The sequence below is a fragment of the Colwellia sp. NW0002-52-1 genome (genome assembly GCF_057550865.1).
Map to the genome: position 1 here is coordinate 12,645 of NZ_BAAJLU010000022.1, position 13,798 is coordinate 26,442.

Here is a 13,798-nt window from a genome sequence, read left to right on the forward strand (position 1 = left end):
TATAGTACGTTGAATTTATCTTAAATCAATAAGCTTATTAATAAGTTAACTACCGAGAGGATTAATTCAATTCAGAAGATACCTTGGACTCATTAAAAACAGTACATACGAACAAGTCTAGGGGGATAGAAATTTATTAAGGTAATCATCATTTTCATTATTTTAAGCTGAAATCAATATTAATACACTTAATTAAAACGCTTGTTTAAAAAAGTTTGCTTTCGAGCATCTTTCAAGGCAAACTCAGGGCACTTTATTTCTTTTACACCTTAATTAAATTTAAGGTGTAAGCTTAATATTCACACGCTCGGTAGTAGTCTATGATTACGTATTACCATTGATAGACCCACAAAAGTCAGGAGAGTAGGCATGTTATTTCAAGGCAAAAGCCTTTCTGCCAAATTGTTAGATGATGGCATTGTCGAATTTAAATTCGATGCACAAGGCTCAGTTAACAAGTTTGATCAGGCAACGTTTAAAGAATATATCGCTGTAGTTGATGCGATTAATAATTGCAGTGAAGCAAAAGGGGTACTTGTTACTTCTGGTAAGTCTTCTTTCATCGTTGGTGCTGATATCACCGAGTTTTTAGAGATATTTAAAAAGCCAGAAGCTGAATTAATGCCTTGGATAAAACAAGGCTCTGACGTTTTTGACTCATTTGAAGATATAAATTTACCTACTATTGTCGCTATTAATGGTTTTGCGTTAGGTGGTGGTTGTGAAATGAGCTTAGCTTGTGACTACCGTATTGCTGATACAACGTGTTCAATCGGTTTGCCAGAAGTTAAATTGGGTTTAATACCTGGTTTTGGTGGTACCGTGCGTTTACCACGTGTTATTGGTGCTGATAATGCTGTTGAGTGGATGTCGACAGGTAAAGCTTTTAAAGCTGAGCAAGCAATGGCTGTAGGCTTAATTGACGCAGTAGTAGCGCCAGAGCATTTACGTGAAGCTGCACTAAAAATGTTAAATCAAGCGATTGCAGGCAAATTAGATTGGCGTGCTAAACGTCAGCCTAAGCTAGAAGCATTAAAGCTTTCTCCAGTAGAAACTATTATGACCTTTAATACCTGTAAAGGTATGATCGCCGCTAAAGCGGGTAAACATTACCCAGCGCCTATGGTCATGGTTAAAACTATTGAAGCAGCAGCTGGTTTAGACCGTGCTGGCGCAATGGCATTAGAAAATGCAGGCTTTGCAAAGTTAGCAAAAACTGACACGGCTACGGCACAAATTGGCCTATTCATGGCTGATCAGGTTGTTAAAGGTAAAGCTAAAAAAGCTGGTAAGCAAGCAACTAAAGCCGTGAATAAAGCTGCAGTATTGGGTGCAGGCATTATGGGTGGTGGTATTGCTTACCAGTCAGCCTATAAAGGCACGCCAATTATTATGAAAGATATTAATGATCAAGCGCTTGATTTGGGCTTATCAACAGCTGCAGGTATTTTAACTAAGCAGGTTGAACGCGGCCGCATGAATGCTAAAAAAATGGCTGGCGTGTTAAATAACATTACACCATCATTAAGCTACGACAGCGTGAAAGATGTTGATATTGTTGTTGAAGCTGTAGTAGAAAATCCAAAAGTTAAAGCCATGGTTTTAGCTGAAGTTGAAAGCTACGTTAGCGAAGACGCTATTGTTACCTCAAACACTTCAACTATTTCAATTGACTTACTAGCAGAAAGCTTAAAACGTAAAGACAAATTCTGTGGCATGCATTTCTTCAACCCGGTAAATAAAATGCCACTAGTTGAAGTTATACGTGGTAAAGAAACTTCTGATGAAACCATTGCTGCTGTTGTTGCTTACGCTGCGAAAATGGGTAAATCACCTATCGTAGTAAACGACTGTCCTGGTTTTTATATCAACCGTGTTTTATTCCCATACTTTGCCGGCTTTAGCCAATTAGTACTTGAAGGTGCTGATTTTGTTGCTGTTGATAAAGTTATGGAAAAACAATTTGGTTGGCCTATGGGCCCAGCCTATTTACTAGATGTTGTTGGTATTGATACGGCTGATCATTGTACGGGTGTTATGTCAGCTGGTTTCCCAACCCGTATGACTAAAATTGATAATGACCCCGTAAGTGCTTTATATAACGAAAAACGTTTAGGTCAGAAAAACGGTAAAGGTTTCTACGATTACGGTAAAGATAAGCGTGGTCGTCCAACGAAAGTTGCAGCTCAAGCAGCTTATGACCTGTTTACTAGCGTAGAGAAAAAAGACTTTACTCAAGACGAAACAATCGCTCGCTTGATGATCCCTATGGTTAATGAAGTGGTGCGTTGTCTAGAAGAAGGTGTAGTTGATACTGCAGCTGAAGCTGACATGGGCTTGATATACGGTTTAGGTTTCCCTCCATTTAGAGGTGGTCCAATTCGTTATTTAGAAACACTAGGTTTAGATAACTTTATTGCAATGGCAGATAAGTACGCACACTTAGGCGAAATATACCAAGTTACTGATGGTATGCGCGCAATGGCTAAAACAGGCCAATCATATTTCACTACAGACGTAAAAACAGCTTAGGCGAAGGAGAAAATCATGAAAGAAGTCGTTATTGTCGATTGCATCCGTACCCCAATGGGGCGCTCAAAAGCCGGTGTATTTCGTAATGTTCGTGCTGAAACTTTATCAGCACATTTAATGCAACAATTATTAGTTAGAAACCCTAACCTTGATCCAGCATTAATCGAAGATATTATTTGGGGTAACGTTAAGCAAACTAAAGAGCAAGGCTTCAACATTGCTCGTAATGCTCAATTGTTAACCGATATTCCAAAGTCTACTGGTGCTGTTACGGTAAACCGCTTGTGTGGTTCATCAATGCAAGCATTGCATGATGCCACAACCAACATTATGGCCGGTCAAGGTGATGTGTTTATGGTTGGTGGTGTTGAACACATGGGTCATGTACCTATGATGTACGATGTAGATTTCGATCCAGCGTTGAGTAAACATATCTCACGTGCTGCTGGTAACATGGGCTTAACCGCTGAGTTATTAGGTATGCAACATGGTATTACTCGAGCTGAACAAGACGCTTTTGGCGCACGTTCTCATCAACGTGCTCATAAAGCTACGCTTGAAGGCCGCTGGGCTAACGAAATTGTACCTACTTTAGGTCATGATGCGATGGGTGCGTTAACGCTTATTGAGCATGATGAAGTAATTCGCCCTGAAACTACGATTGAAAGTTTAGCGGGCTTACGTCCGGTATTCGATCCGGTAAATGGTACGGTAACCGCAGGTACTTCTTCTGCACTTTCAGACGGCGCTTCTGCAATGTTAGTTATGTCAGCTGAGCGTGCTAAAGCGATGGGCTTAACACCACGCGTTAAAATTCGTGGTATGGCTATCGCAGGTTGTGATCCATCTACAATGGGCTTTGGTCCAGTGCCAGCAACGAAAAAAGCACTACAACGTGCCGGTTTAACTTTAGCTGATATTGAATTAGCTGAGTTTAACGAAGCATTTGCTGCCCAAGCATTATCATGTGTACGTTCATTAGGTTTAGAAGACAAAATGGATGACATGATTAACCTTAACGGTGGCGCTATTGCACTAGGACATCCACTAGGTTGTTCAGGTACGCGTATCTCAGGTACCTTAATAAACTTAATGGAAGCGCAAGACGCTAACATTGGTTTAGCGACTATGTGTATTGGTTTAGGCCAAGGTATCGCAACCGTATTTGAAAGAGTGTAATTTAACTTATCACTTTTGATGAAAAAATTTAGCTAACTTTTACTCGTTGAATTATTTAAAGCCCAACCTTTGTTGGGCTTTTTTGTATATCTCGTGATTTTGTCTTGAAATGTCCATATACAGTGTTGCATGAGGCGTTAAGAGGCAAAAAAGCCAACTACTGGAGAATAGTTGGCCTTTTAATTTAAATAACGCTATCAAGTTATTTATTTGGTTAAGTATGTCGCTTAGTTGAAACACGTCCTAATTCATAACAACTAAGCTCCACACTTTTATCAACATTAGTCTAAGTAGTAGTGCGCCCACGTTGACCAAGAAGACAAGTAAATGATAATGATTATCATTTACTGTGTCAATAAGTTATTTAAAAATAATGACATTATTTTTAAATAACTTGCCTATCATGGTTGTTGCTTTAACTAATACCAATTGATTTAATGAATCGATCAATTTTAAACGAGGATAAATTTTCAGTAGCAAGGCACTTGATTGATTAGGGTATGGATGCCCGTAAGTAGAACAATGCAGGAGCAATTGTCGAGCAATAGCAGGCTATTGGGATTGAAAGCAACGTAGATACTGGATATTTAAATCGCTTTATAATGATCGATTGTTTATATCAATTGGTATAAGCCAAAAGTACAAGGTCGGTAAAGCACAACTCATTATATTGCGACTTAGGCGTAGTTTCATCATTAGAGGCAGCTCCACAATACCAAATAGAGAGTTGGTTACGTTTTATAAGCTTTAAAAATATAGAGTAGTGCTTCATTTCACAATTTTGTTATCATCTTTAGGTGTTTTGCATGCTGTATAACACAACATCTAAATCGCCAAGTTGTGAGTCAGAATGTGTATATGATTTTATGTATTGCATCCCCATTTTTTTCATTACTGCAATTGAAGCTAGATTATCTTTTACGGCAATAGCGCTAAAGCATTCATTTTCTGGTTGCTTGGCAAGTGCTTGTTGAATATGAATTGCAGCCTCAGAAGCATAGCCTTTTCCCCAAGCCGATTGCATAAATCGCCATCCTAGTTCTATATCATGCCAAACAGGTTGGTCTGAGAAAAAATCCATTGGGCGCACTAAAGTCCAGCCAATATCTTGCTGCGTTTCTATGACCTTTACTTTCCATAAGCCCCAGCCTTTATCAATATTTTTATAGGCGTTAATTCTTGGAATAAACAATGCGTTGATATCTTCTTCGCGAGTCATTTGTCCGCCATTAATATAACGCATAACTTCTGGGTCTTGGTCTAACTGAAAAAGAAACTTGCTATCACTTTCATCAATCAGTTCATAAGTAAGCCGGGCTGAATTTTCAATTTTCATATTTGCATTGTTTTATATAAGATTTTTAATGACTTAATCATAGTATTTACGTGTTAAAATAACATCAACTTTCTATTGTAAGCAAGCCGATGTGGTGGACATAAACTATCGCCTGTCATATTATTGCTAACAAAATATTAACAATGTTATTTTCCTTGGTAAATTATGAATTCTAAAAAATTAGTTTTAAGCTCTGCAGTGCTGATCGCCATGTTTGGTCTGATAGGGTGTAGTCAAAATACAGTGAGCCCTGCAGTTGCTGCTAAAGTGTCTAGTGCCGTCGAAAGTACGAGTTTAACGTATCCAATAACAGAGAAGAAGCCGGTTGTTGACGAGTACTTTGGGACTAAAGTAACCGACAATTATCGTTGGTTAGAAGATGATATGAGTGCAGAAACTGCTGCTTGGGTTAAGGCGCAAAATAAAGCTACTCATAACTATTTAGCACAAATTCCTTACCGCGATAAAATTAAATCCCGTCTTGCAACATTGTTGGATTATGAAAAAGTAGGCATGCCTTTTATTGAAGGTGACTATAACTATTTTTATAAAAATGACGGCTTACAAAACCAATATGTTTTATATCGCCAAAAAGGCGATGCCCCTGCAGAGGTTTTCTTAAACCCTAATGAGTTTAGCGAAGACGGTACGGTGTCGTTATCGCAAATTGAGTTTAGTGAAGACGGTTCACTCGCCGTGTACTTGATCTCAGAAGGTGGTAGTGACTGGCGCAAAGCGCGAGTAATCGATACTAAAACCAAGGAAGTAATAGAAACTGAATTAGTCGATATTAAGTTTAGTGGTTTGTCTTGGGTCGGTAACGAAGGCTTTTATTATTCAAGCTACGACAAACCTAAAGGTAGTGAGCTGTCAGCTAAAACCGACCAACACAAACTTTATTACCATAAGCTAGGCACTCAACAATTAGAAGATGCATTAGTTTTTGGTGGCACTGATGCTGAAAAACACCGTTATGTTGGCGGTGAAGTGACTAAAGATGGTAAATATTTATTGGTCTCTGCCGCGGTTTCAACGTCGGGTAATAAGTTATTTATTAAAGACTTAACAAAAGCAGATTCGCCATTGGTGACGGTTGTCGGTAATACCAATTCAGACACTAGTTTAGTGAGCAGTAAAGGTAATGACTTACTGTTTATTACTAACATGAACGCGCCTAATAAACGTGTAGTGAAGGTAAATGCTCAGCAACCTACAGCTGAAAACTGGCTAGATGTTATTCCTGAAACTGAAAATGTGTTGTCAGTTTCTACCGGCGGCGGCTACATATTTGCTCAATATATGAAAGATGCCACATCGTTTATTCAGCAGTACGAACTTAACGGCAAAAAAGTTCGTGATATTGCTTTACCAGAAGTAGGAACAGCTGGTGGTTTTAGCGGTAAAAAATCTCAAACTAAACTTTATTATGCATTTAGTAACCAAAAAACGCCTTCAACTACTTTTAGCTTAGATCTTAAATCTGGCGAATCTAGCGTGCACATGAAGTCGAAAGTTAAATTTGATAGCGATAACTTCGAATCAAAGCAAGTTTTCTATACGTCTAAAGACGGCACTAAAGTACCGATGATTATTACCCACAAGAAGGGCTTAGTGCTTGATGGTACTAACCCAACCATTCTTTATGGTTACGGCGGTTTTAATATTAGCTTACAGCCACAATTTAGCTCAACACGTGCGGCGTGGTTAGAGCTAGGCGGTGTTTATGCTGTTGCTAACTTACGTGGTGGTGGTGAATACGGTAAAAAATGGCATGACGCAGGCACACAGCTGAAAAAACAAAATGTTTTTGATGACTTTATTGCCGCTGCAGAATACTTAATTGCCGAAAAAGTAACGTCTTCAGACAAGCTTGCGATAATGGGCGGCTCAAATGGCGGATTATTAGTGGGCGCAGTAATGACGCAACGCCCTGAGCTATTTAAAGTGGCGCTTCCGGCGGTGGGTGTACTTGATATGTTGCGCTACCACACCTTTACCTCGGGTGCTGGTTGGGCTTACGACTATGGTAAGTCAGACGATAATGCCGAAATGTTTAACTACTTACTAGGCTACTCGCCAGTACATAATGTTAAAGCAGGTACGCACTATCCAGCGACTATGGTAACAACGGGTGATCATGATGATCGCGTAGTGCCGGCGCATTCATTTAAATTTGCTGCTGAATTACAAGCGAAACAAGCTGGCGTTAATCCGACATTAATTCGTATTGAAACCGATGCCGGACATGGAGCAGGTACACCAATCAGTAAAACCATTGATCAATATGCCGATATTTACGGTTTCACTTTATTTAATATGGGCGTGAAAGATATTTAGTTTTTGGTGCCTATACCCTTTATACCAAGCCCAGCAATGCTGGGCTTTTTTACGCTTGTTAATGCTAAAAACATACAATAACAAGACTACAAGCGATTACGTAATAAACTTCTCAGAGTTTTAAAAATGGCTAAGTCACTATGTCTTTGATGCTGTAATACGTCAACATTCGCCTGCCAACCCATTTCTTCAAACTCTAAAGGCAATTTTACTATCTCTGCTGATTTTATTGAGTCGGCGGCGACATGATTTGGCAACAAACACCAACCATGCCCTTGTATAACTAACTCTAGCAGTAAAAAATAATTGTCTGCAAACCAAACATCAGGACTAATTTTTAATTGGAAACTACTGGTTTGGGTATTACGAGAGCGAATAAGTAACTGACGGTGCAGCCTTAATTCATCAATATTTTTGCATTTTAACTGCGTTAATGGGTGGTTTTTCGCAACATACAAATCAAACGTTACCGTACCAATACATTCAAAGTCTAAATAGGTTGGCATGCCAAGCTCGCTAAAAATAATTCCTGTTAGCGGCTGCTCAGTTTTTAGCATGTCAATAATATCGAAGCTTGAGGCACTTAAAAATTCTAAAGTTACATTCGGGTATTGGCTTTGAAGTTGGTCAATGGCGGCTGTGATACTGTTAAACGGTATACCTTCATCAAGTGCAATAGTAATTTCGCTAGGCGTATTGTCGTTTAATGCAAGCGCAGAATTTTGCAGGCGTTGATGCTGATTTAGTAATGCCTGAGCATGCGATAATAATTTTTGCCCCGCGTGCGTTAATAATGGGTAGCGGCCTGAGCGATCGAACAAGGCGGTATTGCAGTCTATTTCGAGATTTATAATATGTTGACTAATAACCGATTGCGCTTTATTTAATTGCCGTGCGGCAGCTGAAAATGACCCCGTTTCTACCGTTGTTACAAAAGCTTGGAGTTGATCAATATTAAACATATCGTTTTTTCCGATACTACCTGACTGTAATGTATCTTTATTTTGAATGAAAATACCCTTGTCGTCACGAATTAAAGAGTTAAATTATGAAAACAATTGAGCGGATATTTCAGGCTGTATTTTTTGAAGTTTGCATGTTGGCATTTATGGTACCTTTGTCAGCCATAATTACCGGCTTTAGCGCCGGTAAAATGATCACGGTGAGCATTGCGTTATCTATTTTTGCTATGTTGTGGAATTATATTTACAACATAATTTTTGATAAGTTAATGGGGGGAAACCGCATTGACAGAAGCGTAGTTGTAAGAGGTATACATGCCAGCGGTTTTGAGCTCGGTATGGTGATCATTACTTTGCCGGTTTTAGCTTGGTATTTAAAAATATCTTGGTTAGCAGCGATTACTTTAGAGGCCGGATTTTTAATCTTTATATTACTTTATACGTTTGTTTTTAATTGGTTATACGACAGGTATCAGCCCTATAAAAGGTGGTTCAGCAAAGAGGCAATGGGATAATTAAAAACATAACTAAAAGCACAAATTAAAACAAAAATATATTTTTTGAGAGCAACTTAGTTTATTTTTAGCTTACATAAAGGAGTGATTAAAAATGCTTTATTGTATTGTTCATTCAGGAAAGTTCTACCTGTAATTAATCTTAGTTAGAAATAATAAGCGAAACGTTATCAGAGTTCTGTGTAATTAAAAAAGCCTGACGATTGTCAGGCTTGATAATTGTATAACTGCTTAGGATATTATTGCTGTTTACTTAGCAAAAGTGTTTTGCAGTGGTGGCACAACTTGCTTTTTACGACTCATTACACCCGGTAACCAAGCTTTGTTATCAACTAGGCTAATCTCATAAGCTTTTTCAATAATGCTAGTATCGTCACTCACAACGAGTAACTCAGAGCCTTCTTGCATAATGTCAGTAAGTAATAACATCACTGTATGACGATTACCTTCTTCTTTAACCGCTTGTAAGTCAGCATGTAAATCAGCTTTCATCTCATCAAACAAGGCTAGATCAATAACTTCTAGTTGGCCAATACCGACAATGTTATCGCTCATATTAAAATCTTTAAAGTCACGCAATACTAACTCACGTACTGGTGTTCCTTGAACTGAAGACTTAACCGTGAACATTTCCATACCCATGGCTTTGTAATCTTGAATACCGGCAATTTCAGCCAAAGCTTCAACACACTTAATGTCAGCCGTAGTACAAGTTGGCGATTTAAAAATTACCGTGTCAGATAAAATTGCACACATCATAGCGCCAGCGATATTTTTAGGAATTTCAACACCGTGAAAGTCATACATCATTTTAATAATGGTATTAGTACAACCAACAGGGCGAACCCAAATTTCTAATGGTGTAGAAGTCGTAATATCACCCAATTTGTGGTGATCAATAATGCCTAAAACAGTTGAATCGTCAATGTCATCAGGGCCTTGAATGCGGTCTGAGTGATCAACAACGTAAATACCGTCGGTGTCAGCATAGCTCAATTTAAGTTCAGGCTGATCTAGGCCAAACTTTTCTAAAATGAATGCAGTTTCAGGCGAAAGTTCACCTAAACGTGCTGGTCTCACATCTTCACCAATAGTGGTTTTTAAATATGAAAGCGCAATGGCTGAACAAATTGAATCTGAATCAGGTACTTTGTGACCTACGGCATAAGCTGGCATAAATTGCTATCTCCAAGCTCTGCTAAGTTAATAACGGAGCGAATAAATGAGTTCTGTCTAGAATATGGCGCGTATTCTAGCAAAAATTATCAGTGATAGCCTAGTGACTATTTGCACTCTTTTCATACAGTTTTATATGCTTTGCGTTACCTTTTAACTTAGTGACGACGTTTAAAGGTTAAGATTAGCTAAAAATTTTAACTACCAGGCTTAGTGTTTAAGGTTTGTAACCAGGCATGGTAGTTTTTTACTCGTTAAGTTTAGTCGTTAGGCTTAATAGTTAAGCTTGGTAGTTTTACCCCAAAACACTTTATAAGAAAATATTGTGTAGCCAACGATCATAGGCAATACCACCGCAGCGCCAACGAAGATAAACCATAACGACTCTCTTGAGCTTGCTGCTTCAAATATTGTTAGATGAAAAGGCACTATATAAGGGTAAAAACTATAACCCAAACCACAGAAGCACAGAACAAATAACAAAATAGCGGCTAAAAATGGTAACCAACAACCTAGATCATTCTCCATTGGCACTTTACCTAGGTATCGATGTACGGTAATAAAGGTAAAGCCAAGTAAAAATGTTAATGGCACAATTAATATGGCTTGAATACCACCTAACCATTTGTCCATAATTTGTTGATCAATTAATAAATTGGTTATACACACTGCAAAAATTCCAAAGGCCATTAGTACGTTAGTATATTTTGCCCACTTTGCGGCTTTACGTTGTAACTCACCTTCAGTTTTCATTACCAACCATGCTGCGCCAATAAAACAATAACCTGCGGTAACACAAATAGCTGATAAGGCAGAAAAACCGAATGATAACCAGGTATCTTCAAATGATGTGATATAACGCCCTAGCATATAACCTTGAGACAATGTGGCTAGTAAAGAGCCAAATTTAAACGCTAGGTCCCACTTTTTCTTATCGTGACTTGGTGCTTTAGTACGAAAATCAAATGAAACCCCACGTAAAATTAATCCCGCTAACATTAAAGCTGTAGGTAAATACAAGGCTTGAAAAATAATAGAGTGTGCTTTTGGGAAAGCAATTAGCAATAAGCCAATAGCCATAACTAACCAAGTTTCGTTAGCATCCCAAAATGGCCCAATTGAATAGATCATGGTATCGCGTTGTTCTTGGTTATCTAAGGGTAATAAAACCCCCACGCCCAAATCATAACCGTCAAGTATCGCGTAAATTAAAAACGAAAGGCCCATTAAGCCGACAAAAACGATGGGTAGCCAATCTATTGGTGTAGCTGTCATTATTTCGCTCCTTGTTCAGTTAAGGGAACTTGCGGCTCAATAGAAGAACCTGACTCGGTTAATGTTGCATTTGATTGCTCTAATATTACAGCTCGGTTTGCCATAACAAATAAAGTGCGAATATAGGCAATCAATAAAAAGCTATAGATCACCAAATATAAAGTTAAAGACATCACGATATTTTCTGGTGGCGTAGTGGTTACCGCATCTTTTGTGCTTAATACCCCAGTAACTAAATACGGTTGTCGGCCTATTTCTGTAACATACCAACCAGCAAGTGTTGCGAACCAGCCAGAAAATGTCATTCCAACACCTACTTTTAATAGCCAAGTGGGGTAGCGTTTTTTAATAACATATTGATAAGTGGCTAACCAAGAAAATAGTAACATTAACACGCCAACCCCTATCATTATTCTGAAGCTGAAAAATACCGGCGCAACAGGAGGGTGCTTATCTACAAAGTTATTCAAGCCTTGTATTTCGCCTGCAGAATCGTGAGTTAGAATAATACTCGCCATATTAGGCACTTTAACCTCGAAATGGTTCTCTCGATTCTCTTCATCTGGCAAAGCAAACAATAATAAGGGAACATGGGTTTCTGTATCCCATACACCTTCCATCGCGGCAATTTTTGCCGGTTGATTTTTAAAAGTGTTTAAGCCATGTAAATCACCTACAAAAATTTGTATTGGAATTAAAACGGCGGCCAAAACTACGGAAAAATTGAGCGCTTGTTTAACAGACTTTTTATTATCGCCTTTTATAAGCCTGTAGGCTGAAATGCCAGAAATTAGAAATGCCGTTGTTAACCCTGAAGCGAGAAGCATATGCATAAAACGATAAGGCATAGAAGGGTTGAATATTACTTCAAGCCAGCTTGTTACATGAGCCACGCCATCAATCATCTCGAACCCTGCTGGCGTATGCATCCAAGAGTTTAGTGATAAAATCCAAAATGCTGATAACGTAGTACCAAAAGAAACTAATACCGTGGCTATGGTGTGAACACGATTCGATACTCTGTCCATACCAAAAAGCATAATTGAAAGAAAAGACGCTTCTAAAAAGAATGCTGTCATTACTTCATAACCAAGTAAAGGACCGGCAATATTGCCGACGGTTTCCATGTATCCCGGCCAATTAGTACCAAACTGGAATGACATGGTAATGCCACTAACCACGCCAATACCAAAGGTTAAGGCAAATATTCTGACCCAAAATCGATAAACCCGTAACCAACTATCGTCTTGGGTTTGGTTAAAACGGATTTTGAAAAACAACAATACCCAGCATAGTGCGATATTGATGGTAGGAAATAAAATATGAAAACTAATATTGGCAGCAAATTGGATGCGAGAAAGCATGAAACTTGTGTCATTAGCAATTACAGATGCATCTAACACTTGATGTACTCCATTAGGTTATATAGTTAGCGTGAAAATAAATAGTGTAAGTTTATTTGTGTAAGTTAAATTTTAAGTAAAGTTATTCAATGCGAAGTAATCGCTAAGGTTGTGCTGAAAATTACCTGAGTAATAGCTTGTCTTTTACATCTAAAATTTTGCTAATCCCTTCACCCATTTTTAGTAAGGTAGCTAATTTCTCTGACGACATACCCTGCATTTCATTTGTCCAAAGCGTGACCATTTCCATTAAGTCATGCATTTGTTTTACGCGCATTTGAGTATATTCATCAGACTCGTTACTGGGCTGCTCCATCAGTGCATCACGCAAGGTTGAAAGGGTTGGATCTAGTTCGCGCTTTCTGCGTTCAACAACTAATGTGCGAGCTATTTCCCAAATATCATTTGGTGCTGAAAAGTACTCTTTTCGGTCGCCTGGAATATGATGTAACTTGATCAGGTTCCATGATTTAAGTTCTTTTAAGCCCATGCTGACATTCGAACGAGATATTTGTAACGCTTCACTAATTTGGTCAGCATTAAGCGGTGCTTCTGTTAGTACAATTACAGCGTACATTTGGCCTAATGTTCTGTTTAATCCCCAACGTGAGCCCATTTCGCCAAAGTGCAAAACTAATGATTGTGTCATTGCAGTAATTTTCATTTTTGTGTTTTCTGAATTTTCAGTAATTTGTGAAAATTGTAAGCTCTTTTTGATTTAAGTCAAGTTTTTAAGGATAAATAAAAACAATATTAATCAGTTTTTTATTTTAAAGGCAGGTGTTTAATATCTAACCTGAACTCTGGATAATGAGTGCTTGATACTCAAGTGAATTAAAAGCTTAGATGGCAAAATAAATACAATAGCAAGGTGAACATCACGAGTAGACATCATCAATGCTTCTTTTTATGCCATTTCCAAGGCAAAACGTTTATGAATAGCGCGCTATTTATCGACGTTTTAACGCAGAAAATGGGTTAAAAGGGAGGATTGAGCAAGTACTGCTTATCCAGAGTTCAGGTTATCTATGAAAGTAGGGTGCTACGCTGAAAAATTATAAAGTATGCTTTATTTATGATGAG

Annotated in this window: 10 protein-coding genes; 4 read left to right on the forward strand and 6 right to left on the reverse strand. The window is 38.3% G+C overall.

What is annotated here, in order from left to right; translation table 11 throughout:
* Window positions 1-369 precede the first annotated feature (369 nt).
* Window positions 370-2,532: a fatty acid oxidation complex subunit alpha FadB gene (gene fadB / locus AC27H3_RS16290; protein ID WP_487107827.1), complete on the forward strand. Its 2,163-nt coding sequence runs from the start codon at window positions 370-372 to the stop codon at window positions 2,530-2,532.
* Between the two features lie 15 nt (window positions 2,533-2,547).
* Window positions 2,548-3,711: an acetyl-CoA C-acyltransferase FadA gene (gene fadA, locus AC27H3_RS16295; RefSeq protein WP_487107828.1), complete on the forward strand. Its 1,164-nt coding sequence runs from the start codon at window positions 2,548-2,550 to the stop codon at window positions 3,709-3,711.
* 793 nt (window positions 3,712-4,504) lie between these two features.
* Here fadA and AC27H3_RS16300 read toward each other — a convergent pair.
* On the reverse strand, window positions 4,505-5,047 hold the full coding sequence (locus AC27H3_RS16300; RefSeq protein ID WP_487107829.1) for a GNAT family N-acetyltransferase: 543 nt from the start codon (window positions 5,045-5,047) through the stop codon (window positions 4,505-4,507).
* Between the two features lie 165 nt (window positions 5,048-5,212).
* On the opposite strand from AC27H3_RS16300, the gene AC27H3_RS16305 reads away from it, so the two are divergent.
* A complete protein-coding gene (locus tag AC27H3_RS16305; RefSeq protein ID WP_487107830.1) occupies window positions 5,213-7,384 on the forward strand; it encodes a prolyl oligopeptidase family serine peptidase in 2,172 nt (723 codons plus the stop codon).
* 86 nt (window positions 7,385-7,470) lie between these two features.
* Here the strand turns inward: AC27H3_RS16305 and AC27H3_RS16310 are convergent, their stop codons facing one another.
* Window positions 7,471-8,346 carry a LysR family transcriptional regulator gene (locus AC27H3_RS16310; RefSeq protein WP_487107831.1) on the reverse strand — a complete coding sequence of 292 codons (876 nt, stop codon included), beginning with the start codon at window positions 8,344-8,346 and terminating at the stop codon, window positions 7,471-7,473.
* Window positions 8,347-8,432: 86 nt separating this feature from the next.
* Here AC27H3_RS16310 and AC27H3_RS16315 point away from each other — a divergent pair, with 86 nt between their 5' ends.
* Window positions 8,433-8,861: a PACE efflux transporter gene (locus AC27H3_RS16315; protein WP_487107832.1), complete on the forward strand. Its 429-nt coding sequence runs from the start codon at window positions 8,433-8,435 to the stop codon at window positions 8,859-8,861.
* A gap of 249 nt (window positions 8,862-9,110) precedes the next feature.
* On the opposite strand, the gene AC27H3_RS16320 is transcribed toward AC27H3_RS16315, so the two are convergent.
* The 4 genes from AC27H3_RS16320 to AC27H3_RS16335 all read right to left on the reverse strand — a co-directional run bounded on the left by AC27H3_RS16320 (window position 9,111) and on the right by AC27H3_RS16335 (window position 13,379).
* Window positions 9,111-10,037 carry a manganese-dependent inorganic pyrophosphatase gene (locus AC27H3_RS16320; RefSeq protein ID WP_487107833.1) on the reverse strand — a complete coding sequence of 309 codons (927 nt, stop codon included), beginning with the start codon at window positions 10,035-10,037 and terminating at the stop codon, window positions 9,111-9,113.
* Window positions 10,038-10,310: 273 nt separating this feature from the next.
* Window positions 10,311-11,312: a cytochrome d ubiquinol oxidase subunit II gene (locus AC27H3_RS16325; protein WP_487107834.1), complete on the reverse strand. Its 1,002-nt coding sequence runs from the start codon at window positions 11,310-11,312 to the stop codon at window positions 10,311-10,313.
* Window positions 11,312-12,676, reverse strand: coding sequence for a cytochrome ubiquinol oxidase subunit I (locus tag AC27H3_RS16330; protein ID WP_487107854.1), 1,365 nt, complete (start codon window positions 12,674-12,676; stop codon window positions 11,312-11,314). The genes AC27H3_RS16325 and AC27H3_RS16330 overlap by 1 nt, the downstream gene beginning before the upstream one ends.
* A 160-nt stretch (window positions 12,677-12,836) precedes the next feature.
* The gene (locus tag AC27H3_RS16335) at window positions 12,837-13,379 is read right to left on the reverse strand and encodes a GbsR/MarR family transcriptional regulator (protein ID WP_487107835.1); all 543 of its coding nucleotides are present in this window, start codon (window positions 13,377-13,379) and stop codon (window positions 12,837-12,839) included.
* Window positions 13,380-13,798: the final 419 nt, after the last annotated feature.